Source organism: Streptosporangium saharense (genome assembly GCF_014203715.1).
Taxonomy (GTDB): Bacteria; Actinomycetota; Actinomycetes; order Streptosporangiales; family Streptosporangiaceae; genus Streptosporangium; species Streptosporangium saharense.
Genome location: NZ_JACHJP010000009.1, coordinates 43,073 through 66,803, shown reverse-complemented (window position 1 = coordinate 66,803; position 23,731 = coordinate 43,073). Strand labels below are relative to the sequence as shown.

19 protein-coding genes are annotated in these 23,731 nt (G+C 67.5%); 5 read left to right on the top strand and 14 right to left on the bottom strand.

Going from position 1 to position 23,731, the window contains the following annotated elements:
• Positions 1 to 33 precede the first annotated feature (33 nt).
• Positions 34 to 1,947, top strand: a complete 1,914-nt coding sequence (locus FHS44_RS31045; RefSeq protein ID WP_184721169.1) for a hypothetical protein — start codon at positions 34 to 36, stop codon at positions 1,945 to 1,947.
• A gap of 110 nt (positions 1,948 to 2,057) precedes the next feature.
• Here the strand turns inward: FHS44_RS31045 and FHS44_RS31040 are convergent, their stop codons facing one another.
• The gene (locus tag FHS44_RS31040) at positions 2,058 to 6,041 is read right to left on the bottom strand and encodes an nSTAND1 domain-containing NTPase (RefSeq protein WP_184721167.1); all 3,984 of its coding nucleotides are present in this window, start codon (positions 6,039 to 6,041) and stop codon (positions 2,058 to 2,060) included.
• Positions 6,042 to 6,343: 302 nt separating this feature from the next.
• Between FHS44_RS31040 and FHS44_RS31035 the strand changes: the two genes are divergently transcribed.
• Entirely contained in the window at positions 6,344 to 6,754 is a 411-nt protein-coding gene (locus FHS44_RS31035) for a hypothetical protein (protein WP_184721165.1), read from the top strand.
• Between the two features lie 183 nt (positions 6,755 to 6,937).
• Here FHS44_RS31035 and FHS44_RS31030 read toward each other — a convergent pair whose 3' ends face one another.
• The 4 genes from FHS44_RS31030 to FHS44_RS31015 form a co-directional block, all read right to left on the bottom strand.
• The gene (locus FHS44_RS31030; RefSeq protein WP_184721163.1) at positions 6,938 to 7,162 is read right to left on the bottom strand and encodes a DUF397 domain-containing protein; all 225 of its coding nucleotides are present in this window, start codon (positions 7,160 to 7,162) and stop codon (positions 6,938 to 6,940) included.
• Positions 7,163 to 7,271: 109 nt separating this feature from the next.
• Positions 7,272 to 7,502, bottom strand: a complete 231-nt coding sequence (locus FHS44_RS31025) for a DUF397 domain-containing protein (protein ID WP_184721161.1) — start codon at positions 7,500 to 7,502, stop codon at positions 7,272 to 7,274.
• Between the two features lie 120 nt (positions 7,503 to 7,622).
• Positions 7,623 to 7,847, bottom strand: coding sequence for a DUF397 domain-containing protein (locus tag FHS44_RS31020; protein ID WP_184721159.1), 225 nt, complete (start codon positions 7,845 to 7,847; stop codon positions 7,623 to 7,625).
• Positions 7,838 to 8,617, bottom strand: a complete 780-nt coding sequence (locus tag FHS44_RS31015) for a helix-turn-helix domain-containing protein (protein WP_312863882.1) — start codon at positions 8,615 to 8,617, stop codon at positions 7,838 to 7,840. The genes FHS44_RS31020 and FHS44_RS31015 overlap by 10 nt, the downstream gene beginning before the upstream one ends.
• A 133-nt stretch (positions 8,618 to 8,750) precedes the next feature.
• Between FHS44_RS31015 and FHS44_RS31010 the strand changes: the two genes are divergently transcribed.
• Positions 8,751 to 9,212 (top strand): ATP-binding protein, encoded by a 462-nt coding sequence (locus FHS44_RS31010; RefSeq protein ID WP_184721157.1) that lies wholly within the window; start codon positions 8,751 to 8,753, stop codon positions 9,210 to 9,212.
• Positions 9,213 to 9,470: 258 nt separating this feature from the next.
• On the opposite strand, the gene FHS44_RS31005 is transcribed toward FHS44_RS31010, so the two are convergent.
• The 3 genes from FHS44_RS31005 to FHS44_RS30995 are packed head-to-tail and all read right to left on the bottom strand — an operon-like array spanning position 9,471 to position 12,132.
• Positions 9,471 to 9,986, bottom strand: coding sequence for a GerMN domain-containing protein (locus FHS44_RS31005; protein ID WP_184721155.1), 516 nt, complete (start codon positions 9,984 to 9,986; stop codon positions 9,471 to 9,473).
• Complete coding sequence (locus FHS44_RS31000; RefSeq protein ID WP_184721153.1) at positions 9,983 to 11,449, bottom strand: ATP-binding protein; 1,467 nt, start codon at positions 11,447 to 11,449, stop codon at positions 9,983 to 9,985. Before FHS44_RS31000 ends, FHS44_RS31005 begins: the two co-directional genes overlap by 4 nt.
• An 8-nt stretch (positions 11,450 to 11,457) precedes the next feature.
• The gene (locus tag FHS44_RS30995; RefSeq protein ID WP_184721151.1) at positions 11,458 to 12,132 is read right to left on the bottom strand and encodes a response regulator; all 675 of its coding nucleotides are present in this window, start codon (positions 12,130 to 12,132) and stop codon (positions 11,458 to 11,460) included.
• 197 nt (positions 12,133 to 12,329) lie between these two features.
• Between FHS44_RS30995 and vanY-N the strand changes: the two genes are divergently transcribed.
• Complete coding sequence (gene vanY-N, locus FHS44_RS30990; protein WP_184721149.1) at positions 12,330 to 12,920, top strand: D,D-peptidase/D,D-carboxypeptidase VanY-N; 591 nt, start codon at positions 12,330 to 12,332, stop codon at positions 12,918 to 12,920.
• Between the two features lie 561 nt (positions 12,921 to 13,481).
• On the opposite strand, the gene FHS44_RS30985 is transcribed toward vanY-N, so the two are convergent.
• The 5 genes from FHS44_RS30985 to FHS44_RS30965 form a co-directional block, all read right to left on the bottom strand.
• The gene (locus FHS44_RS30985; RefSeq protein WP_184721147.1) at positions 13,482 to 14,999 is read right to left on the bottom strand and encodes a gamma-glutamyltransferase; all 1,518 of its coding nucleotides are present in this window, start codon (positions 14,997 to 14,999) and stop codon (positions 13,482 to 13,484) included.
• A 62-nt stretch (positions 15,000 to 15,061) separates the two neighbouring features.
• Entirely contained in the window at positions 15,062 to 16,588 is a 1,527-nt protein-coding gene (locus FHS44_RS30980; RefSeq protein WP_184721145.1) for a serine/threonine-protein kinase, read from the bottom strand.
• Between the two features lie 63 nt (positions 16,589 to 16,651).
• Positions 16,652 to 19,789 (bottom strand): type I restriction endonuclease subunit R, encoded by a 3,138-nt coding sequence (locus FHS44_RS30975; RefSeq protein ID WP_184721143.1) that lies wholly within the window; start codon positions 19,787 to 19,789, stop codon positions 16,652 to 16,654.
• A gap of 211 nt (positions 19,790 to 20,000) precedes the next feature.
• The gene (locus tag FHS44_RS30970; RefSeq protein WP_184721141.1) at positions 20,001 to 20,234 is read right to left on the bottom strand and encodes a DUF397 domain-containing protein; all 234 of its coding nucleotides are present in this window, start codon (positions 20,232 to 20,234) and stop codon (positions 20,001 to 20,003) included.
• Positions 20,225 to 21,004, bottom strand: coding sequence for a helix-turn-helix domain-containing protein (locus FHS44_RS30965; RefSeq protein WP_312863881.1), 780 nt, complete (start codon positions 21,002 to 21,004; stop codon positions 20,225 to 20,227). Before FHS44_RS30965 ends, FHS44_RS30970 begins: the two co-directional genes overlap by 10 nt.
• Before the next feature lie 133 nt (positions 21,005 to 21,137).
• On the opposite strand from FHS44_RS30965, the gene FHS44_RS30960 reads away from it, so the two are divergent.
• On the top strand, positions 21,138 to 21,599 hold the full coding sequence (locus FHS44_RS30960; RefSeq protein WP_184721139.1) for an ATP-binding protein: 462 nt from the start codon (positions 21,138 to 21,140) through the stop codon (positions 21,597 to 21,599).
• A 3-nt stretch (positions 21,600 to 21,602) separates the two neighbouring features.
• Here the strand turns inward: FHS44_RS30960 and FHS44_RS30955 are convergent, their stop codons facing one another.
• On the bottom strand, positions 21,603 to 23,711 hold the full coding sequence (locus FHS44_RS30955; protein WP_184721137.1) for an AIPR family protein: 2,109 nt from the start codon (positions 23,709 to 23,711) through the stop codon (positions 21,603 to 21,605).
• Positions 23,712 to 23,731: the final 20 nt, after the last annotated feature.

Genomic DNA, 23,731 nt, shown 5'->3' with positions numbered 1-23,731 from the left:
CTCCGGGACAAGACCGCGCCGATATCCCCCCGGTTGCGACGCACCTTCGGGGAGTGGCTCGCCGCCAGGGGGCTGCCCGCCCCGGAGACGGGCAAGGCGGCACAGGAGTTCGAGAGGGACGGCGTCAGGGTCCGGGTGGAGCGTTCTGGCGAGTGCGGGCGCTACCTCGTCGAGGAGGACCGGGGACAGGGCCTGCTGCGCACCCGGGTCGCCTACGCCGAGCGGGCGGGCGGCCCCTCTGGCTGGGTGGTCGTCACGGTCGAGGGGGACGGCACGACCGGCACGGGGCACGCGCCGGGGTTCGTCCAGGCCTACCTGCGCACCGCCAGGATCACCGACGGCGGCACCCACCTGCCCGACACCGCGGAGGAGGTGGACGAGGACACCGTCCACCGGCTGGTCTCGGTGCTCTCCGAGCGCAGGCGCCGCGTCCCGGTGGCCGTCGTCTCGGTAGATCCGCAGGACCCCAGGGCGGCCAGGAACAGGGCCGACTACCTGGCGGGCGCGGTCGCGGGGGCCGGGATGGTCGCGCGCTTCGCCGACCTGCGCGCCCAGCAGCGCTTCAACGAGGCCATGGGCTCCGACCTCGGGGTGTTCGGCGGGGGGATCCGCACCTACGTGGCGCCGTTCGACCCGGCCGGGGAGAGCTACCCCTACCGGCACCGGCCGATGGGCGGGGTGATGGTTCGCAAGCAGGGCAGGCAGGCGCTCGACCTGGCCGCGGACGGCATCATCGGCGAGACGGCGCGGCGCGCGCTCCCCGACGACGTGCAGCGGGCCTACCGGGCCGTCTCCAGGATCCTGGTCGGCAAGGCCACCCCCGCCGACCTCACCGAGGCCATGACCCCGCGTCCCGCGCCCGCGGGCTCCCCCGGTGACGGCCTGCGCCGCTGGATGATGGCGATGGCCCCCCGTACGGCTCCCGCCGAACCCTCCCCCGCCGTCGAACCTCCCGTGGAACCCGAACCCGCCACGGCCGCCGTCCCCGTGGCCGAGCCGGAACCCGCCCTGGACCGGCGTTCCCTGTCCCTGGACGTGGACGAGCTGGCCCGCCTGGTCGCCGCCGTGGTGATCGGGGAACTGCGCGGCGAACTCGACGCCGCCCTCGGCCTCGCGGCCTCCTCAGGCGCCTCCGGTGGCTCCGGCAACGGCTCGGGAAACGGGGAGATCCTGCGTCAGATGCGCACCCTCGGCGCGCACGTCGAGGGCCTGCGCGACCTGGTCGTCGTACGGCAGAGCGGTGACCAGCTGCTGGCGGAGGCCGAGGACGAGAGCGACAGGCTGGCCGGGGAGATGGACCGCCTGCACACCGAGCACGAGATCCTCCAGCAGGAGTACGCCGAGGCCGTCGCGCTCGCCCGCAAGCTCCAGGAACGGGTCCGCTGGCTTGAGGGCAAACTCGCCAGGGCGGGCAACCCCGCCTTCGGCCGCTCCCCCGACGACTCCGTCTTCGAGCCGACCAGCCTCATGGACGCCCTGAACATGGCGCGGGAGAAACTGGCCCACGTGGAGATCGGCGACACCGACACCGAGGCCGCCAAACTCGACCTCACCTACCCCACGCTCGCCAGGGTCTGGGCCTCCAAGACCTGGGACGCCCTGCGGGCACTCGACGCCTTCGCGCAGGCCAGGTCGGCGGGCGACTTCTCCGGTGGCTTCTTCGACTGGTGCCGGAGCTCGACCACCCTGACCATCCCGGCAGGGATGGTCGCGATGAGCGAGTCGAAGACCGTCAACACCAACGGCAGATACAGCACCAGACGGACCTTCCCCGTCCCCGTGGAGGTGCATCCCTCGGGGAAGGTGATGATGGAGGCACACATCAAGATCCGCAAAGGGGGCTGCCCCGCACCCAGGATCCACTTCCACGACGACTCCGGCGGCCTGACCGGCAAGATCTGGATCGGCCACGTAGGCGACCACCTCCCCAACCCCCACACCAACTGACGCTTCCTCACTCAGCGGCCTTTCGCCTGCGACAACCCCTTGCCCTCAGGACCATGTTGCTCTCGTGGGCTTCTGCTCTCAGGGGTCCCTGCTCTCGGGGTTTTCCGCTCTCAAGGGCAGAGGTCGCGCGGGGGGATGTCCGGCAGGTGCTGCTCCCACTCGGCCCGGGTGATCGGCGGAGAGGACAGGGCGCACAGCCGCCGCGCGGCCAGGGCGGTTTCCGTGGTCCACAGCCGGGCCGTCGCGTCCTGCCCGCCCGTGGCCAGCAGGCCGCGATAGTCGAAGGCCAGGGAGTAGACGGCGCCGAGATGGCCGGTCAGGGTGGCGACCAGTGCCGGACCTCCGGGAACCTTCAAATCCCACAGCAGGACCGCCCGGTCGGCCCCCGCCGTGGCCAACATCCGCCCGTCCGGGCCGAAGGCCACCTCGTTCACCGCGTCACCGTGACCGCCGAGAACCGCCGTCGGCCCCTTCTCCGGCGCCGCCGTACTCCACAGCCGAACGGTGCGGTCGGCCCCCGCCGTAGCCATCGTCCGCCCGTCCAGACTGAAGGCCACCCCGTTGACGGTGTTGGTGTGGGCGGCCAGCGTGACCGGGGGACGCGCGCCGGTGAGGTCCCAAAGGCGCACGGTGTGGTCGGCACCCCCGGTCGCCAGGACCTGGCCTCCCGGCGCGAAGGCCAGCGCGTAGACGCCGGAGTCATGACCGGTCAGCGCGACCGGCGCCCGGCCCAGGTCGGCGGTGTCCCACAGAACGACCGCACCGTTCTCCCCCGTCGCCGCCAACCTCCCACCCCCGGGATCGAAGGCGACGGCGAAGACGTTGCCCACCTTCGGCGTCAGCACGACCCGGGGCACGATCGGGGCCGTATCGCGAAAGGCGACCGGGGTGGCGGAGGTGGTGCGGGGAAAGGCGGTGTCGTCCGGGGCCGCACGGGGAGCAGCCGGATCGGTACGGGGAACCGCTGGGGCGGTGACATCCCACAGCCGGACCGTGCCGTCCAGGCTTCCGGTGGCCAGCGTGCGTCCGTCCGGGCTGAAGGCGAGCGTCCCGACGTTGTCGGTGTGACCGGTCAGGGTGGCCAGTGGCCGTACTCCGTCGGGGGCGGTGACATCCCACAGCCGGACCGACCGGTAGGTCCCGGTGGCCAGGGTGCGCCCGTCCGGGCTGAAGGCCACCGCGCTGACCTCGCCCTCGTGGCCGCCGAGAACCGGCCTGCGCAGGTCCCACACCCGGATCGTCTCATCGAAACCACCGCTGACCAGGACGGACCCGTCCCCAGAGAGATCGACCGAGTAGACGGTGCCCGAGTGGCCCTCCAGCACGACGGGGACACCGGCCCTGCTCGGATCACCCACCTCCCACAGCCGGATCGTACGGTCATAACCGCTGGTCACGAGCGTGTGGCCGTCCGCGCCGAAGACGGCGCCGATGATCCCGCCGGTGTGCCCCTCAAGGGCGGCCAGTCGCCTGGGGTGTTCGAGGTCGGTGGCGTCCCACAGATGGGCGGTGTTGTCGAACCCTCCGGTCATCAGCAGACGCCCGTCCGGGGAGAAGGCCACGCACAGCACCCGGTCGCCGTTGCCACGCAGGTCGGGCAGCCGCACGGGATGGCGCGGGTCCGTGACCCGCCACAGGCGCACGACCGGCTCGGCGCCCGCGACCACGAGGAAGCGGCCGTCCGGACTGAAGGCCGTCGAGGACAGCCCGTCGCGGGGACCGCGCAGCACGGCCAGCGAGGTGGGATGGCTCGGGTCGGTGATGTCCCACAGCCGTGCCGTACGGTCATAACTCACGCTGGCCAGGGTGCGGCCGTCGGAGCTGAGCGCCAGAGCCCTGACGACGTCGGTGTGGCCGGTCAGGGTGGCGAGGGCGCGGGGACGGCGCGGGTCGGTCACGTCCCACAGGCGGACGGTCCTGTCGTCGCCCCCGGTGGCCAGCAGGTGCCCGTCGGCGCTGAAGACGGCGCTGGTGACGCCCTTGGTGTGACCGGTGAGTACGGCCAGCGCGGCGGGCCGGTGCGGGTCGGTCAGATCCCACAGGCGGACGGTGCCGTCCATACTCGCGCTGGCCAGGGTGTGCCCGTCGGGGCTCAGCCGTACGGCATAGACGGCGGTGGTGTGGCCGGGAAGGAGAGCGGCGTAGGGAGCGGTGTAGGAGCTGAGCAGGCTGCCGCGCGCCTCCCTGGTCGGCGCGAGCCGGTAGGCGGCCAGGGCGAGCTGGGCGGCCAGCGCGGGATTCGTGGCGCGCAGCGCGTCGGCCTCGTTGGCGGCCTTGCCCGACAGGGCCTCGTCACGCTGGTGACCGACCGTCCCCGAGGCGCGCACCGCGGCGACGGTTGTGCCCGCGGCGACCAGAACGAGCACGCTCAGCAGGGCGATGAGCTGCTGGAGCCTGCGGACACGTCCGCGTTCGCGCCGCCCGCTCACGGTGACGAAGTCGCGCACGCGCGGGCTGACCGGGTGGTGCGCGGCGCTCTCCAGCCAGGCCCTCGCCGCGGACAGGCGTGTCCCCCGGTAGAGGACGGCCGGGTCGCGCTTCTCCCGTTCCCATAGGTCGGCCGCCTCCTCCAACTGCTGCGCGGTCAGCAGCCAGGCCCGGTCCGCGTCAATCCAGCCGCGCAGCCTGGGCCAGCACCACAGCAGCGCCTCGTGGGTGATCTCGACGGCCTCCGCTCCCGCGGTGAGCAGTCTGAGGGCGACGAACGCGCCGACGATCCGCTCCAGCTGCGCCGCGTGCTCGTGTTCCCGCAGGTCACTCCAGGGCAGCGGGCGGCGGGTGCCGGGAAGGTCGCCCGAGGCGTCCCCGGGGACGCGTACCAGCCGCAGGAACAACCGTCTGGCCAGCGCGCGGCCCGGCTCGTCGAGCGCCGCGTACGCCGCCTCCGCCGACTGCGCGACGGCCCCGTGGATACCTCCGCTCGCCTGGTATCCGGCGACGGTCAGCCTGCGGCGCCCACCGTCACGCCAGACGGTCAGCAACGCGTGCGACAGCAGCGGAAGCGCGCCCGCGTCGTGCGCGGAGGCGGCCGGATCGGAGGCCGCGGGCGACAAGTCACGCAGAACCAGCTCGACCAGTCCGTCCTCGACGTCCCCCTTGGCCTGCCGGGCGGGCCTGACGATCGCTTCACGCACCTCGTCACGGCTCATCGGCCCGACCAGGACCTGGGAGTCCTGCAGCACACGGGCCAGCGCGGGGTGCCGCAGAGCCTGCGGATAGAAATCAGCCCGCAGCGCGAACACCACCACCCCTGCGCCCTCGGTTCCCCCGGTGAGCGCCGTGACGAACCTCTGCCGCTCCTGCTCGTCCCGGCACTCGGTGAAGATCTCCTCGAACTGGTCAACCACCAGAACCTGCCCGCCGCCCTCCCCCCACCCCTCAGGCAACCGCTCCCCCGGCCGCTCACCAGGCGTCAGCAACGTGACCCACCCACCCCCGTCGCTCGGCACCGGATTCAGCTCACCCCCATCACCGACCGGCACTGGGGTTGCCCTGTCCCCGCCACCGTTCGACATCGGGTTCGACCCATGCCCATCACTGGTCGACTCCGAATTCAGCTCATGCCGGTCACTGACCGGCGCCGGGTTCAGCCCGCGCCCGATGTGATCCAGCTCCGTAACCAGCTCATATCCGTCGTTGATCAGCGCCGGGATCAACCCCGCCCTCAGCAGTGACGACTTGCCCGACCCCGACGCGCCGACCACCGCGAGCGCGCCGCCGCCGTTCTCGGCGAGTACGGCGACGCGCTCCCGCAGCAGTCGGACGAGGCCGTCCCTGCCGTGGAACCAGTCGGCGTCCTCCGGCTGGAAGCTCGCCAGCCCCCGGTAGGGAACCGGAGCGCTGATGGGCCGTCGTCCCGGGCTCCGGCGTATCCGCACCAGCGCCCGGACCCACTCCTCGACCGCGTCCGGATCGTCAACGCCACAGGCCCCAAGAACGTCAACGAGCGTTTTCCTCGACGGCAGGTGCGCCCCGGAGAAATAGCCACCGACGGTGCTGTCCGGAATACCGGTCGCGCGGGCCACCTCTCTGACCGTGCGCCCCGCCCTCTCCCGCACGAGAGAGAGTTCCCTGGCGAAGTCCCGCCGCGCCACAATTCCCTTTACGCCAGATTCGTCCTCTTCCAGGAACCCCTCGCGCAAAGCGCCCTCCTCGCCACGAGGCCAGCCGTACGTGGAGTGTATAGAGCCCTCACCCCGCTGTCCCGACTTGTACAGAAATTGCATCGGATCTACCCATCAGACCCCAGAACGCAGCGGGGTTACGATTCGGCTGGGTGACGGGCATACAACCCGGATGGGCAAAATTCAGACAGGGTAGAACAAAAAGGGTCGCACGCAGTTTTGGGACAAAATAGCCAACTCACCTTAAGCCGCGACCACAGAGGGAGTATAAAGTGCCAGAAAGCAAGACCGAGGTGGCTTGTAGGAAGTTTCAAGAAACTCTCTCAAGCTGCGCAGGAGGTTTCATCGACGCGGTTACTTTCAGTGTCGCCGGGACACGAGACTATTTAGACGTGAAGCTCTTTCAAACGCCGAAGTGGGAAGTGGTGACGATCCTTTTCGAAGACGTCCTGCACTTCTCAATGAGCAAAGGAACTGATCTGGAAGGAGCGTTCGTCAATGAGATCTCGGTGTCCTACCTTCCGAGAAACGATCAGCCCTGGCCTCCCGGGCCCGAAAAGCTGGTGCCACGATTCGATGGACTGCCAGAACTCTACTGGGTACGAATCATCGGACCCGCGACGCTCACCGCGATCGCCCCAATAATGAATGTGACGGTGTCTCAGGAACTTCCCAGGACCTAGCCGTGATTCACCGTTAGAGCGAATCCGAACTTGGTGTCGCAGTTCCTGACGTGTGCTGGTTGCCGGGTAGACCGACACCACATGGACACAGCCATTCAGATCGATGCGAAGGCCGATACCGCTTCTCCCGCCCCAGCCCTGTGGTTCGCGGTGGCCGGGGCGGGAGATTGGCCTTGGGGCTTCTCAGCCGCCGAGAACGGGGCCGAACTGTCCAGCCTTCACACCGTCGAGGAAGGCATCCCACTCAGCAGGAGTGAAGAACAACTTGGGGCCCTCAGGATCCTTCGAGTCACGCACGGCGACCAGATCAGCGTGCCCAACACCCTTCAGCCCCGCGACCTCAACGCAATCACCACCGTTGTTGCCACTGAGGCTTGACCTGCGCCACCGCACCCTACTCACGTCCATTTTTCCTCTGCAGTCCTCTTGGTGAGATCTAACGACATACTCAGCGGAGACGGGACTGTTTCTCCTACCCCAGCACTGGGGGGCCGGGGCAGGAGCGGCCTTGGGTTTCTCAGTCGCCGAGGGGCGAGCCGAACTGTCCGGCCTTCACGCTGTTGAGGAAGGCGTCCCACTCGGCGGGGGTGAAGAACAGCTCGGGGCCCTCGGGGTCCTTGGAGTCACGCACGGCGACCAGGTCGGCACGCCCCTCGGCGACCCCCTTCAGCTCCGCGACCTCAACACAGTTTCCGCCGTTGTTGCCACTGAGACTTGACTTACGCCATTGCACCTTGCTCACGTCCATTTTTCCTCTGCAGTCCTCTTGGTGAGATCTAACGGCATCCTCAGCGGAGGCGGAACTGTTTCTCCCACCCCCAGCCCCGTGGTTCGTGGTAGAGCCGGGGTGAGAGGGACCTTGGGTTTCTCAGCCGCCGAGAGACCGGCTGAACCGCCCGGCCTTCACACCGTTGAGGAAGGCATTCCACTCAGCAGGAGTGAAGAACAGCTTGGGGCCCTCAGGATCCTTCGAGTCACGCACGGCGACCAGATCAGCGTGCCCAACACCGTTCAGCTCCGTAACCTCAACACAGTTCCCACCGTTGTCACCAGAGAGGCTCGACTTGATCCACCTGGCGTCGCTCAACTCCATTTTTCCTCTACCGCCTTCTGGATGAGATCGATAGACATACTTATCGGCAACGCTTCGCTCCGAATGGCCTCGAAACGCTCCACGGCCACGGCAACGTCTTCCTCGTCGCTTGTGGTGATTCCTCGCACGGCTGTCTCGGCATACAGTACGTCCTTTCCTCCCTCTAGTGTCGCGATCGCGAACCCTCCCATCAGGCCCGAGTGCATCCCCTGCGGAACCAGCTGAACACTCAACCGGGGGGTGACCACCGAGATGAGATGCTCCAGCTGCGCCCTCATCACCTCGGGACCGCCTATCGGACGGTAGAGAATCGCCTCGTCGATGACGCACCGGAAGACCGGAGGCCGAGGATCCTCACGAACGAGGATGGCCTGGCGCTCCAAACGAGCCTCCACAGCCGCCTCGTTACCGTGCAGCAGCACACGGGCGTAGCCCTCCGTCTGGAGCAGTCCAGGGAAAACGAGCGGCTCGTAGGCACGCAACGCGATCGCCTCCCGCTCCTTGTCGCGCCACTTGCCAAACCAGGAAGGGAAGACCTGGCCCTTCCTCCAGTCGAGGAGGCGGTGGAGTGCCCCGCCCGTGTCGAGGACCCGGTCACACTTCTCGGCGAACTCCGGGCTGGCCGGGAGCTGCCCCGTCTCGACCCCGCTGATCAGGGACTCGCTGAAGTGGATGCGCTCGGCGAGCTGTCCCTGGGTGAGGTCCGCGGCCCTCCGGTAGTGACGCAGCTCCCTGCCCCATATCGCCTGAGGCGTGTAGAGGTTGACCACGATGCCCCCCTTGCCGGAATTCAATGACGACGCCCTGAACCCCAAAGCCCAACCTTGGTAATCGTTTCATCACCAAGCGTAGTCGGCTCTCGGCATCCTGAACATACAGAACCGAGACCGGAAGAGAAACCCCATGGAAGAGATTCTCAACGCGTACACAGCACGAACCGGATGCCTCCACATAGTGGACCCCGCCCTCTGCATACTGGGCGAGAAGTGCATTCCCCACGAGGCCAGAAACGTGGCATCCGCCCGCCGCTTCGTCCGCGACATCGCCATCGAATGGAACACGGCGGAAACCGTTCCGGAAACCGCCGAACTCCTCACCTCGGAAATCGTCACCAACACCATCGTGCACGGCGCCGTGAACCCCGCCGCCGCACCTCCCGTTCACATCACGGTCATGCGGGAGGGAAAGCTGATGGTGGTCGAGACCTGCGACTCCTCAAACACGATCCCCCAGATCAGGAACGCGGCCCCCACGGCGACCTCCGGCAGGGGCCTCACCGTCGTCAAGGAGCTCTCCCACAACTGGGGCTGGCTCCCCCACCCCAACGGCAAATCCGTCTGGTTCGAACTCATGGCATGGCCCTGAACATCGACCGACACGTACCGCGCGAATACGGCCCTGCGGAACCAGGAAGGTTCGATATACAAGTCCCCTAAGAAGGAGACCGCCGACAGACTCGAAGGTGTTCGTCCGCGCGACAAGCGGGTCGCCGTTTTCCACAGCACGGCGACATTCAGGAGAATCCCCCTCAGGAAGCGGCCTCAACCGGCGCTCACGGCTTCTCGACAAGGCGTGTGAACGGCCCTGCCGGACGACCACCAAGCCAACCGATACGACGCCCCCTCACTCCGGGCAATTGCGGGGGTCGATGCTCTTCCCGGTGCCGGTGATGGTGATCTGGGTGGGGGTTTCCTGTTTTGTGGCGGCGGTTGTGCATGCGATCTGTTCGAGGGCCAAGGAGGACAGTTCGTCGGCCCGGGTGGACAGGGTTACCACCAGGCGGCCGTCCGGTTTGGTGGTGACCGAGAACGGGGCGGCTTTGGGTGGGACGTCGGTGGTGAATCCGTCCGCCTGTTCCATCACGCTGGGACCGGCCGTCAGCAGCGCGAGGGTGTCCGCTCGGAACAGTGGCCGGTCGCTGAGCCTTGTCACCGCGCTGAGCCTGCCGTTCTTCACCAGGTAGAGGGTGATCTTCCAACCAGGCCCGACGGCTCCGCTCGGCGGTTCGCCGGCGGAGATGGCGTCGCTGGGTTGCACGCCGCAGCCGGCCACGGCGACGAGTGACACGAGGCTCGCGGCGAGCGCGCGACGCGCCCACGGTCTCCGTCCGGATCGTGTGCCGGGCGCGGTGGTCCTCACGTGGCGCCTCCGTCCTGGTCGCGTGGCAGGCGCAGGGTGAAGACGGCGCCGCCGTCGGGAGCGTTGGTGACGGTGAGGTCGCCCCGGTGCAGGCGCGCGTTCTCCCGCGCGATGGCGAGGCCGAGGCCGCTGCCCTCGGACCTGGCCCTGGCCGCGCTGGCCTTGTAGAACCTGTCGAACACGTGCGGCAGCACCGCCTCGTCCAGCCCCGGCCCGTGGTCGCGGACCTCAAGAACGATCCAGTGCGGGTCGGCGTCCAGCCGTACCGAAACCGGGGGGTCGCCGTGGCGCAGGGCGTTGCCGACCAGGTTGGCGAGGATGACGTCCACCCTGCGTGGGTCCAGCCGTACCGTCACCTCGGGTGAGGGCTCGACGCGCACCTGGTCCGACCAGCCCCGGGTGCGCAGGGTCGCGCGTACCAGTTCGGCCACGTCGACCTCGTTCAGCGCGAGGGCCGCGACGCCGGAGTCGAATCTGCTGATCTCGATGAGGTCGTTCACCAGGGCGGTGAGGTTGAGCGTCTCCTGACTGACCAGCCTGGCGGCCCTGCCCGCGTGCTCGGGAAGCTGGGCCGCCTCCTCGTCCAGGACCTCGGCGACCGCGGCGAGCGCGGCCAGCGGGGTGCGCAGTTCGTGGGACACGTCGGCCACGAAGCGGCGGGCGTCGGCCTCCATCTCGCGCAACTGCTCGACGTGCCGTTGCAGTTCCTCGGCGGTGTCGTTGAACGTGCGTGCCACGTCGGCCAGTTCGTCGGAGCCGCGCACCGCGATCCTGGTCCGCAGCTCGCCCTCACCCAGCAGACGTGCCGCCCGGCCGAGTTCGCGTACCGGGCGCAGCACGCTGCGGGTGGCCAGCAGGGCCAGGAAGACCGCGAACGCCAGGGCCATCCCACCGTAGAGCCAGGCGCGTGCGGCGAGGTCCTCGATGCTGCGTTGTTCGGGGGCCAGGCTGTGCGCGACGTAGACCTCGATGCCGGACGCCCGCGTCGGCCTGTCCGGCTCGACGATCATCAACGGCGTGCCGATGATCAGGTGAGGCCCGTCCTCCCACACCACGCGCTGCCACGCGATGACGCCGTCGGCCACCTTCCGCCGCAACTTCTTGGGAACCATCCCGGGATCCAGGCCCTGGCGGCACGGGCTGCCGAAGGGTAGACAGGGCCGGGCGGGGCTGGCGGGCGAGCGTGTCCCGTGGTAGACGGCGACCGCGTCGTTGTTCCTCTCGGCCACGATGCTGACGATCCCGCTGAGTTTGTCCTGGTCCGGCGTCGGGTCCCGCAACGGGAAGAGCGTCTGGAGCCGGGCTCGCATCGCCTCGACCGCGGCGTTCTGGGTCCGCTCCAGGATGGCGTTGCGGGCCTCGACATAACTCGCGCCGGCCACCGCCGCCGTGGTGACCACGCACAGCAGCGCGAACGCCAGCAGCAGCCGGGCACGCAGCCCCAGGCTCGGCCAGGACGCCACCGGCAGCCTCACACCGGCCCGAACCGGTAGCCGAACCCACGTACCGTCTGCACGTAGACGGGTGCCGCCGAGTCGTCCTCGATCTTCGCGCGCAACCGCTGCACGCACGCGTCCACGAGACGCGAGTCGCCGAAGTATCCGTGCTCCCACACCGACTCCAGCAGCTGCTGGCGGCTGTGCACCCGGCCCGGCGTGCCGGAGAGTTCGAGCAGCAGGCGCAGCTCGGTCGGGGTGAGGCTGATCTGCTCGCCGCGGTTGGCGACCACCAGCCCGGCCCGGTCGATGGTCAGGTCCCCGTACCGCTCCAGCTCCGCCTGGTCCCGGCCGACCCTCCGGAGCACCGCGCGGATGCGCGCCTCAAGCACCCTGGGCTGCACCGGCTTGACCACGTAGTCGTCGGCGCCCGCCTCCAGCCCGGCCACCACGTCGATGTCGTCGCCGCGCGCGGTCAGCATGATGATCGGCACCTCCCTGGCGGCCCGGATACGGCGGCAGACCTCGAAACCATCCATCCCGGGCAGCATCAGGTCGAGCACGACGACGTCGGGGAGGTCCGCGCGCAGCCACTCCAGTCCCTGCTCGCCGGACTCCACCCCGCGCACCCGGTGCCCGTGCCGGGTCAGGGCCAGCTCAAGGCCCTCCCGCACGGCCGGGTCGTCCTCGATCAACAACACTCGCGACACGCTGCCGAGTTTCACAGCACGCTCCGTAGCTCGCTCACTGGCCGACCTCATCCACTGTCCGCCAGGCATATCCCCGTGTCGTCCGCGCCATGTCCTGGTTGTGTCACGGCCGCACCGCCGGTCGCCGTCAGTCGCCGTCGAGAAACGGTGACATACGGCAGACAAAGCACGCACATTCGGCGCCAATCGTAGTCGCCATGAACGAACCACGTACCATCCCCTCTCGGCCCCGAGACCGGCTGTTCCTCGTGGTCACACTGGTGCTCGCCGTACTCCTGTTGCCCGTGGCACTCGTCCTCCATCCCCGCCGCGCCCACGAAGCGGCGTGCCGCTGGGCGCTGCGGATGCGCTTCCCCGCCGAGGACCTCACCGGGCTCACCGACGGCGCCCTGGCGGCGTTCACCGCGGCGCGCACCGAGGCGTTCTGGCGGCACGGCCAGCTCATCGGCCTCACCTCGGGATACCGCGATCCCCTCGGCCAGCAGCGGATGTTCGACGAGGAGGTGCGCCGTTCCGGCTCCCCGGCCCTGGCACGGATGCTCGTGCTGCCCCCGGCGGAGTCCAGCCACGTCAGGGGAATCGCACTGGACGTGCGCCCGCACGAGGGTGCCCGCTGGCTTGAGGAGTACGGCGCCCGCCACGACCTGTACCGCGTCTACGACAACGAGTGGTGGCACTTCGAGTACCGCCCGGACAACCACGGCACCCCACCACGGCGACTGCCCCATCCTGGCGTGGCCCACATGGTCGGGTACGGTGACCAGACACGGCTCTCCCCCGTCCTCTGAGGCCGGGGTCCGGTGTGTCGCGGGCGTGTCGGGGAACGCGTATGCCACCCTCAGCGAAGGCTGGATCATAGAAGCCGGTCACAGTTCGTTGATCGAGGACTACGAGCGCCGTCCGCCCCGCCATCCGCAAGACCAGAGTTGACGGCGGCCGTCGGCAACACCTTGTCGAGCACGCCGCCACCCCCGGCATCCGAGGCTTCACCGTCCTACCCCATCGCTGGTTCATGCTCCACCGCCGCCTGGCCCGCAACTACGAAGCCCTACCGGTCGGCTCCGAAACCATGATCCACATCGCGATGATCAATCTCATGATCCGCCGCCTCACTGGAACCTGGCGAGACACCTAAGCCCAAGTCAGACGGAATCTGCGGGATCAAGCACCCACTGAAGCTGCTCTCCGAGCGCTGGCCTCGGCTGGATGATCAGATGCGTACGTAGCATTCACCCCGCACGTCAACAATCCCTGTTGTGCCCGGCCGAAACTCATCTCGGCAGCACCGACCACCTCACCTCGGGGCTTCCCCGCATTCCAGACACTTGACCTGAGGTCAGCCCTAATGGCTAGGCGCGTGCTGGGGGCAGGCTGTAGTGGCTGACGGCCAGGTACGTCTCCGGTGTCGCCGCTTCGAGGAGCCCTTCGTCGCCTTCCATGTCGAGTTCTGGCTCCTGGGGACGGCGCAGCAGATCACTCCAGTCGCTTGTCTCTCCTCGCTCGTAGGCGTGGCGGAGCAGAGGACGCAACCGGGGTCGGGCTTCCTCCTGCTGGTCGCGGAAGATTCGCCGCTGGGTGAGTCGCTGTTCTTCTTGAGCGTCGTCGCTGAGTTCCTGGTTATCGGCCGGTTGGTCCTCGGCGCGCAGCCCCGGGGTGCGCTGGGCGATGGCGAGGTCTTCCTCGTGGAGGCGCTCGCAGGCGGCGAACAGCTTCCGGGACATGCCGAGGCGAACCTCGGTTCCGGGAATGCGGCAGGTGAGGAAGTCGTCGAGGCCCATGGAACGGATACGGGCGCGCAGGGTGTGCCGCTCAGTGTGGGGCGCTGTTTTGCGGGCTTCTGCCCGCATGGCGCGGGTGAGGTCGTCGCCTTCCAGAGGCGTGGTCAGCCCGAAGCGTCGATGACGGGACGCGCGGTCAGCGGGAACGGGCACGGTGCGCAGTTGCGAGACGGGAGCGGAGCGCAGCGCCAGATAGGTAAGCATTTGGGCGCGGGCCGCGCCGATGAGCGCGTCATCGCTGTCACCGAGACGGTCTTCAAGGTTGCCTGGGCCGACCGCTGACTCGTCGTTGATGTTGAATCCGGCCGGAGTGAGCGGCGACTGTCCGGGGTACCGGGCGTGGTCGATGGTGAGGAAGAGGTCGTCTCCAGGCCGCACGGACGCCCCAACCAGGACGATGCGGTGGGCGTACGAGCCGAGGAGCTTGCTGCCGGCAGCCAGTTGCGCCCACCCCTTGTGGAGCGTCCTGAGGCCCACGTTGCCACCCTTGGCCTCGATCAGCCAGTACAGGTCCTCTGCCTGGTGCTGTCCCCACAGGTCGGGCAGCTTGTTCTGCGGATCCTTGAACGCGTTTCGTAGGGCGAAGATCGGGCCACCAAGTTCGAGGTGCTCGGTCTGACCGAGGCCCAGTAGAGAGCGGCAGGCCCACTCGGTCATCGTCATACCCAGCCGGTAGGCGGCTGCGTTCTTCGCGCTGCGCTCGGTGCCGTACGCGTACACCGGGTTCAGGGTAAGGCGCCGGCCCTTGGTGCCTCGTACGGGGTGCATGCCGAGATAGGCGTACAGCGGGGAAACCCGAGCGACGAGTTCCCCGTGCGCATACCGCGGCTGGTTCTGCAAATGCGGGGTGACATCGCGGCCGACCTCGATGGCGGCCTTGATGATCTCCCGCCAGGTGGTGGTAGAGACATACCAGCCGTCGGTCGCCGGGAACCCGCCTGACCCCGCCCACGGCTTGTGCTTGGCCGTCCGCCACTGCCTCCAGGGCTTCTTCGCAGGCCCGTTGCGGAAAAGGACCGGTACATCGAAGCTGTCGGCGTAGGTGAGCGGTGGCTCGTCGGGGATGTGCGGGGGGAGCATGTGGATCACTCTGGCACGGTTGGACCGCTTCCGGCACCGGGTATGAGGTCGCCGGCCGAACCCATCACCTCTCAAACACCCGGCTCCAGGTTGACGAGCAGGTCGTCGAGTTCCTGGGCCTCGGGGTGGCCCGTGCCGTACTCGGCACGCAGGTCCGCCAAGACGCGTCTGGCAGCAGCGATGTCACCTCGCGCGATGTGGATCTCGCCGATCTGCCGTCGCAGTTCCATCGTGAGCGGCGCCGTCGCCCCCAATGCCCGCTCCATGTCCCGGCGCAGGACGGTCATCAGGCCAAGCGCCCGGTCGTGGCGGCCGAGGGCCGCGTGACAGAGGGCCGCGTTGAAGCGGCAGTTCAGCACCGTCTCATGGTCGGGGGTGAGCAGCTCCGCCAGTCCGGGAATCACCCGTTCGAGCTCCGGTGCGGCCCGCCGGTAGTCGTGGGCCGCGAAGCGGGTGTTGGCCAGGTGCATCCGCAGCGCGAAGACCAGCGGGTGACGCTCCCCCAGGGTCTCGACGGCCGGGTCGAGCACTTCCTGGATGACCTCGATCGCCTGGCTGAACCTGCCGTCCTCGGCCAGTTCCTCGGCGCGCTCCTTGGCCGCGGCGACGTCACGCTCCGAGACCCGGCCGCCTCGGGAAGGCGTGGCAGGCCAAGGACCGGCGAGCGCGGTCTCCGCGATGCGGCCGACCACGCTCGCGTACATCCGCGCCGGATCCGGGGACGGCGCCGACACCGTGACACCGGGGATGGGAGGCGGTTCCCCGACGAAGGGCAGCAGCCTCGCGTAGACATCCGCGGCGTCCGAGGAACGGTCGGCCGGGCTCTTGGCGAGCAGTTCCAGAACAAGCTTCTCGACGCCCTCGGGGACGTCCGGACGCAGGGAGCGCAGGGGCGGCGGAGGTTCGGTGTGGTGACGTCCCAACTCGGCGGCGGGAACCTCCGACTCGAAGACTCGCGTACCGGTCAGCAACTCGTGCAGGACGCAGCCCACGGCGTACAGATCGCTCTGCGGACTCGCCTTACCGGAGATCCCCATCTCCGGCGCCATGTAGAACGGTGTACCGACCCCCTCACCCAGTTTGGTGATCTTCGTCAGCTCCGGTGCGCCGAGGATCGCCGCGATGCCGAAGTCCAGCACCTTCACGCTTCCGTCCGGACAGATCATGAGGTTACGCGGCTTGATGTCACGGTGGATCAGCGACTCTGCGTGCGTGACCGTGAGGACGGCGCAGACCTGGGTGGTCACGGCCGCCGCCCAGGACAGCGGGAGCGGACCGTGGGAGTCGATGAGGTCGTCGATCGTCCAGCCGTCCACGTACTCCATGACGAGGAACAGCTCACCGGCGTGGGTGCCCATGTCGTGGACGACGGGCACCCCCGGGTGCCTCAGCCGTGCGGTGACGCGTGCCTCACGCCGGAACCGCTTGATCGCGGCCTCCCGGCGCTCCTCGGTGGTGAAGGCGGCCCAGCGGATGAACTTGACCGCGACGTGCCGGTCAAGGGTCTGGTCGAACCCCTTCCAGACCTGGCCCATTCCGCCGCTGCCGCGCTCCTCGACAAGCTCGTAGCGGTCGCCGACAACCGTGCCACGCTGCACCGGGGCTCCGTTCGTGGTGGAGGACGCCCCTAGTTCTACCGGTTGAGCGGCAAATGATCCAGATCAGTCGAGCGTGCCTTCGCGGATCATCCGGTAGACCTGCCTGCGCCCGAGATCGGTGATCCGACTGCGGAACAGTGACTCGTCGAAGAAGCGCTGCACCAGGCCCGTGTTGCCGGTGTGCCGGTCGACCACGACCTTCTCCAGATGGTCGGCGAAGACCTCACCGAAGTTGGCCTCGTCGTTGACCAGCGCGGCGGCGATGAGCGAGTCGTTGCGCGCGGCCTCCTCGAACTGCTGCTCCACCCAGATCTGGTCGGTTTCGGACAGGCCCAGGCCGTACTTGTCGTTCACCGAGGCGATCAGGGCCTTCAGTGACGTCATCTCGGCGTCCGCTGCGCCACCGCCCGCGCCGGAAGGGGCGGGGAGCGTCACCTCGCCCGTCTGGGTGGGGCTGAGGCTGATGTCGTGCTCGCCGGTCTTGCTGATCCTCAGGTGGGTGAGGTCGATCTCACCGACGTCCACGGCCGGGTCCTCCCTGCGCGGCAGCCTGTTCAGTAGGAACCGGCCGAACAGGTAGAGCCGCTCCAGGTCGTCGTCGGTGTAGGGCACGACCTGCGACAGGAAGCCGTAAAGCCGCACGTAGGCCCGCAGGTCGGCGCGGAACCGCTCGGCGGAGTCGTCGTCGTTCTCCAGGTCCTCCCGCTGCCGTTCGGTGAAGCGTGCGACGGCGGGCTCGGTGAAGCGGTAGAGCGCCGCGTGCGCCTTCTCCCACTCTTGCTGCGTCGCCGAGGACCGCTCGGCTCGGAGATACGCCTCCGCGAGTGCCTGCATCTCCGACACCACCAACAACGCGTGTCCCTGTACGGCCGCCGCCCGCGTGTAGAGCAGGTTGGGGTCCACCTCCTCAACGGCCGTTCCCTCGAAGTACGGCTGGAACCCCGCCTGGATGTCCTCGGCCTCGTTGGCAAAGTCCAGGACGAAGACGTCGCCCTGCGACTTGAGCCGGTGCGTACGGTTCAACCGCGACAGCGTCTGCACCGCGGCCACCCCCGCCAGCTTCTTGTCCACGTACATCGTGGTCAGCAACGGCTGGTCGAACCCGGTCTGATACTTGTCGGCGACGACCAGAATGCGGTACTCCGCCTTCTCTGTGGCATTGGGCGAGGTGTCGTCAGCCCGGCAGTAGGCGAACCGCTCCGGCAGCTCCCGCTCCCCGAAGCCGTTCAGTTTGGCCTCGGTGTACTCCGTCTCGACGCCCTGCTCATCCTTGAGCTTCAGGGTCTGGGAGAAGGCGATCAGCGTGTCGCAACCGGAGTAGCCGTTGACGGCCACGTAGTCGCGGATCGCCTGGCCGAGCCTGAGGGCGTGCTCACGCGAGGGGGTGACCACCATCGCCTTGGATCGGCCGCCCATCTGGGGTGCGGTGTGCCTGCGGAAGTGCTCGACGATGATCTGTGCCCGCTGCTCCATGCTCGTCGGGTGCAGCTGGGCGAACCGGGTGAGCAGCGCCTGCCCCTTGCGCTTGTCCACCTCGCGGTCGTCGGGCTCGGTGCTCATCAGCCGCCAGAGCGTCTTGTAGGTGACATAGTTCTTCAGCACGTCGAGGATGAATCCCTCCTCGATCGCCTGCCGCATCGAGTAGACGTGGAACGCGCGCGGATTGCCGTCCTTGCCGGGGGTGCCGAACAGGGTGAGTGTCTTGTTCTTCGGGGTGGCGGTGAAGGCGAAGTAGGACAGGTTGTCGTGCCTGCCCCGAGCCAGCGCGCTCGCCGTCAGAAGGTTGCCGTCCTCATCGACGTCGTCACTGCCGAGCCTGCGCAGCACCCGCTTGAGGGCGGCGGCGCCCTCCCCCGTCTGCGACGAGTGCGCCTCGTCCACGATCACCGCGAACCTCCTGCCGCGCAGCCCCTCGACCTGCTGCAGGATGTGCGGGAACTTCTGCAGCGTGGTGATGACGACCTTCGCGGTCTCCCCCTGCAGCGCCTCGGCGAGCTGGGCGGAGTCCTGGTCGATCCGCTGGACCACGCCCGGCGTGTGCTCGAACTGGTAGATCGTCTCCTGGAGCTGCCGGTCGAGGATCACCCGGTCGGTGATCACGATGACCTTGTCGAACACCGGCTGGTTCGGTTCGTATCCCTTGGCCAGCGCCGTCTCGTCGAGGTCGCCCGGGGTCGCGGAGGTGTGCAGGTTCGACAACGCGTGCGCCAGCCAGGCGATCGTGTTCGACTTGCCCGAGCCCGCCGAGTGCTCCACCAGGTAGTTGTGCCCGGACCCGTGCTTTCTCGCATGGCCGGTCAGCTTCTGGACGGCGTGCCACTGGTGGTAGCGCGGGAAGATCAACGGCAGCCGATGGACCTTCCCCGGGGACGGCCTGCGCCCCTTGCCCTTCTTGATGTCCTCGTCGTCGACGTGCAGGAACCGCCTGAGCAGGTCCAGCCAGGTGTCACGGTGCCAGATCCGCTCCCACAGGTAGGCGGTCCGGTAGGTGCCGTCCGGCGGGATCGGCGGGTTGCCCGCGCCGCCCTTGCTACCCGCTCCCCCACTGCCCATGTTGAACGGCAGGAACCGGGTCCTCTTCCCGGTCAGACGCGTGGTCGCGAACACGAGCTCCGTGTCGACGGCGAAGTGCACAAGAGCCCGCCTGGCGAACAGCAACTCCTTGGGGTCACGGTCCTCGCGGTACTGCCGCTTGGCGTGTTCGACGGTCTGCCCGGTGAGCGGGTTCTTCAGCTCGGCCGTGGCGACCGGAATGCCGTTGACGAACAACGCCAGGTCGAGGGTGTCGGCCGTCTTCGCCGAGTAGCGGAACTGCCGGACCACACTGAGGATGTTCTTGTCGTACGGCTCCAGCGCGTCGGCGGCGATGGTGTGCGCGGGCCGGAAGTAGGCCAGCCGGAAGGTGATGCCCCGGTCCTTCACCCCGTGCCGCAGCACCTCAAGGGCACCGTCGGCGTCGATCGCCTTGGCCACCACGTCGGCCAGCCGCCGGGCCGCCCCCGCCTCGTCCCCGGCCTGCGCGACGACCAGCCGGTTCCACTCCTTCGGCTGAGTCGCCTGCACGAAGTGCAGCAACTCGGTCGGGTTCAGCCCCAGGGCGTGGTCGTAGAGGTCGTTCGAACCTCTCACCCACCCGCCCTTCTTACGAAGGACCGACTCGATGGCGTCCTCGAAGACCTTCTCGTGGTGTACGGGGGCCACGATCACGTTCCTTTCACCCTGATGCGGTGACGTAGAGCAGGTGAGTTTTTACGGGATACGGCGATGAGCTGACGAGGGGGTACGGCGTGCCGTGGAAAAACGGCCGTGATGGCCGTTCAGGTCGACGCATCGGATCGACGTGAAGCCAGGGCCGAGATCAGAACCTCCCGGCCCTGCGGTTCGTCGTAGGCCGGAGCGGACGACCTCGGGGTTATCGGTCTCCGAGAGGCGAGCCGAACTGTCCGGCCTTCACGCCGCTGAGGAAGGCGTCCCACTCAGCAGGAGTGAAGAACAGCTTGGGGCCCTCGGGGTCCTTGGAGTCACGCACGGCGACCAGATCGGCATGCCCCTTGGCGACCCCCTTCAGCTCCGCGACCTCAACGCAATCACCACCGTTGTTGCCGCTGAGGCTCGACTTGCGCCACCGCGCCTTGCTCACGTCCATTTTTCCTCTGCAGTCCTCTTGATGAGATCTAACGACATGCTCAGAGGCAGTGCCTCTATCCGAATGGCTTCGAACTGCTTCACGGCCATCGCCACCTCGTCCCGGTCGCCGGTCGTCAATCCGCGAGTGGCCGTCTCCAAATACGCTATCTCGGTTCCGCCCGGCAGGGTGGCGATCGCGAACCCCGCCAGAATGCCCGCACGTACACAGTCACGCGGAACGACCTGCACGCTGATCTGGGGGCTGGCGACCTCCAGCAGATGATTCAGTTGGTCACGCATGGTCTCCGGCCCGCCCACCGGACGGTGCAGGACCAACTCGTCGATCACACACCGGAGGGTGGGCGGTGGAGGGTCTTCGCGGGTCAGGATGGCCTGCCGCTCAAGTCGGGCCGCGGCCGCGACATCGTCGCCGAGCAGAGCACGCGCGTAAGCCTTGGTCTGCAGCAGCCCCGGAAACACCAGCGGCTGATAGGTCCGGATAGTGGTCGCCTCCCGCTCCTTGTCTCGCCACTTGCCGAACCAGGAAGGGAAGACCTGGCCCTTCCTCCAGTCGAGGAGGCGGTGGAGTGCCCCGCCCGTGTCGAGGACCCGGTCACACTTCTCGGCGAACTCCGGGCTGGCCGGGAGCTGCCCCGTCTCGACCCCGCTGATCAGGGACTCGCTGAAGTGGATGCGCTCGGCGAGCTGTCCCTGGGTGAGGTCCGCGGCCCTCCGGTAGTGACGCAGCTCCCTGCCCCATATCGCCTGAGGCGTGTAGAGGTTGACCACGATGCCCCCCTTGCCGGAATTCAATGACGACGCCCTGAACCCCAAAGCCCAACCTTGGTAATCGTTTCATCACCAAGCGTAGTCGGCTCTCGGCATCCTGAACATACAGAACCGAGACCGGAAGAGAAACCCCATGGAAGAGATTCTCAACGCGTACACAGCACGAACCGGATGCCTCCACATAGTGGACCCCGCCCTCTGCATACTGGGCGAGAAGTGCATTCCCCACGAGGCCAGAAACGTGGCATCCGCCCGCCGCTTCGTCCGCGACATCGCCATCGAATGGAACACGGCGGAAACCGTTCCGGAAACCGCCGAACTCCTCACCTCGGAAATCGTCACCAACACCATCGTGCACGGCGCCGTGAACCCCGCCGCCGCACCTCCCGTTCACATCACGGTCATGCGGGAGGGAAAGCTGATGGTGGTCGAGACCTGCGACTCCTCAAACACGATCCCCCAGATCAGGAACGCGGCCCCCACGGCGACCTCCGGCAGGGGCCTCACCGTCGTCAGGGAACTCGCCCACAACTGGGGCTGGCTCCCCCACCCCAACGGCAAATCCGTCTGGTTCGAACTCGTCGCATGGCCCTGAACGTCATTGAGGTTCGCTCTCCAACTCCAGCTCTCCTTGATCGTCGGCCTCTCGCTCCCTCCATACGGCGTCGGCCAGCTCCACAAGGGTGCCCTGTCCTGGAACCACCCATCTGAGTGTGCCCTGAACGGCAACCGGTGCGTTCTCCCATTGCGCGAGTCGCCACATGTGCGTGACGAGTCCGGAAGGCGAATAACGTTCGCCGTCAGCAGCCCAAAGAATTGGCTTGGACCTCTCGTTGACCCATGTCGCCTGCTTACGGCTGGGGTTCTCCGCGAACCAATCCTGCATAGTGGCCGCCTCGACGGCGCTGCCGGTCTTGAATGTGAGAGAGGCACCTTCGGGGATGCGAGCGGCGTCCACAAGGAGAGAAACCGCGTTCGGCTTACGTGGTTTTTTGGGGATCGGTCGGAGATATTCCCTCGAAGCCACCGGCAGCGGCGCATTGGACGCCATGTCGTCAAGCACCCGTTTGACCAGGACCCGACAACGGACCTCGTTCATGAACGTACTTCTGATGAAGGAGGTGTTGGAGAACTCCGCGTCCACGTAGTGAGTCATCCGGTTCAGCAGGTCAACCGCGATGCCGGGAGCATCCGCAACGAACTCCGCCCATTCCTCGTCCGAGTCGTCGAAGTGGTTCTTGCCGACATGCTGGAAGACGAGGTGCGCCAGGAGGAGGCCGCCGTGCTCGGCGACTCCGGCCGCACGCCCCTGACGCTCCGCGACAGCTTTGTGAAGCACCTCCCTGATGACCCGGTGCAGGAGGACCGCTCTCCAGATCTGCTGCACAGGCGGGGGCTTCTGGAAGATGCGGGTGTAGATGCCCTGCGTTCCCTCCTGCCACAACTCGTCTGGCTCAACCTTGATCCGGACCGCCAGACGGGAGTCGTTGTGCGCGCAGGCGAGGGCGAAAGCGGCTTCCACAATTGAGCATCCCGCCTCCGGGGGCGGGTCCAACTCACCACGCCTGAAAACATAGGTCTTCTGCAGGTGGAACAGGAAGTCGTCCCGGATCTCCCCTTGGGCCGGCTTCAAGGTGACAAAGTCGCGACGCTCCACGCTGTTCTGCGTGTTGGTGGCGGTCGTGATGTTCGTAGCGAATCCGTCAGGGCAGTCCTGGATAGAGATCACCTTGACGCTCACCTGAGCATCGAGCAAGGCGTCAGGGTTCTTTCTCGACGCCTCATAGGCGGCGGCCACGGTCTGTGCTCCGTTGACGACGCTGGCGTTGGCCAGTTTGAGGGTCACCGGCCCGCGAGGGTCGCTCCTGCTGAACGGCGTGGCCTCGATCGTGTCGCAGAGAACCGTGATCCCGTTGTTGAAGTACCAGAAGGCGTCGGGATTCTCCGTAAGGGTTCTGACGATCTCGTTGTTGACCTTGGTGAGCCCCAGTGACTTGCGAATGTTCTGCTCGAACAGCCTTCCATGATGGTCACCGAACCACTGCGCGACCTCATCGGCGGAAACGTTTCCCTGGTAAGCCTCGAAGGGAGCCTGAACTCGAAGCCAGTTGGCCATCTTGGCCTGGAGCGTGACCTGATCGGTCAGTTCGTTGCGAACGATCTGCCACGCGTCCGCCGCGTTGCGAACCTCGTAATCCAACATGGCGCCGAGCGAGTTGAACTCACTTTTGGCGTCCTCGAAGCATTCGACCGCCTCGGCGGAAAGCTCTCCCGGTCCCATCGTCACGACGAGGAGTGTGATGCGTGCGCGCGCGTCGTCCAGTACGGCGTTCACACGGTCAGCGAGGGCGGAGAAACGATCGTTCAGCCGGTCGTACTGCCGCTGGTCGATCCGCCTGAGCCCGTTGACCAGCTTCAGTGCCTCTCCAACGCCGAAGCCCGCCGTACCCTTGTTGCTCCACTTCGACTGGATCAACCAGATCTGCGGGGCCCCGTCCATGATGGCGACGGCGTCGATACCGTAGTCGGCCCGGCCGTCGACGACGCAGGCGGCCGCCGCCGCATTGTCGCAGCCGGTGACGTCCCGCGCGAAGAGCGCCGCGAGCCCCCGAGAGAGAAAAGCCGACTCCCTCTCTCCCTCGTCTTTCTTGAGGAAATCCTTCATGGAGACCAGGTCCGCGAAGTCTCTCTTGATCGCGGCAGCCACATGGGCCACCTGCCTCGGCA

Bases quoted from the DNA above. Each gene is read 5' to 3' on its own strand.
- FHS44_RS31030 (WP_184721163.1), bottom strand. From the start codon at position 7,162: ATGGACGTGAGTAGGGTGCGGTGGCGCAGGTCAAGCCTCAGTGGCAAC.
- FHS44_RS31025 (WP_184721161.1), bottom strand. From the start codon at position 7,502: ATGGACGTGAGCAAGGTGCAATGGCGTAAGTCAAGTCTCAGTGGCAAC.
- FHS44_RS31020 (WP_184721159.1), bottom strand. From the start codon at position 7,847: ATGGAGTTGAGCGACGCCAGGTGGATCAAGTCGAGCCTCTCTGGTGAC.
- FHS44_RS31010 (WP_184721157.1), top strand. From the start codon at position 8,751: ATGGAAGAGATTCTCAACGCGTACACAGCACGAACCGGATGCCTCCAC.
- vanY-N (WP_184721149.1), top strand. From the start codon at position 12,330: ATGAACGAACCACGTACCATCCCCTCTCGGCCCCGAGACCGGCTGTTC.
- FHS44_RS30970 (WP_184721141.1), bottom strand. From the start codon at position 20,234: ATGGACGTGAGCAAGGCGCGGTGGCGCAAGTCGAGCCTCAGCGGCAAC.
- FHS44_RS30960 (WP_184721139.1), top strand. From the start codon at position 21,138: ATGGAAGAGATTCTCAACGCGTACACAGCACGAACCGGATGCCTCCAC.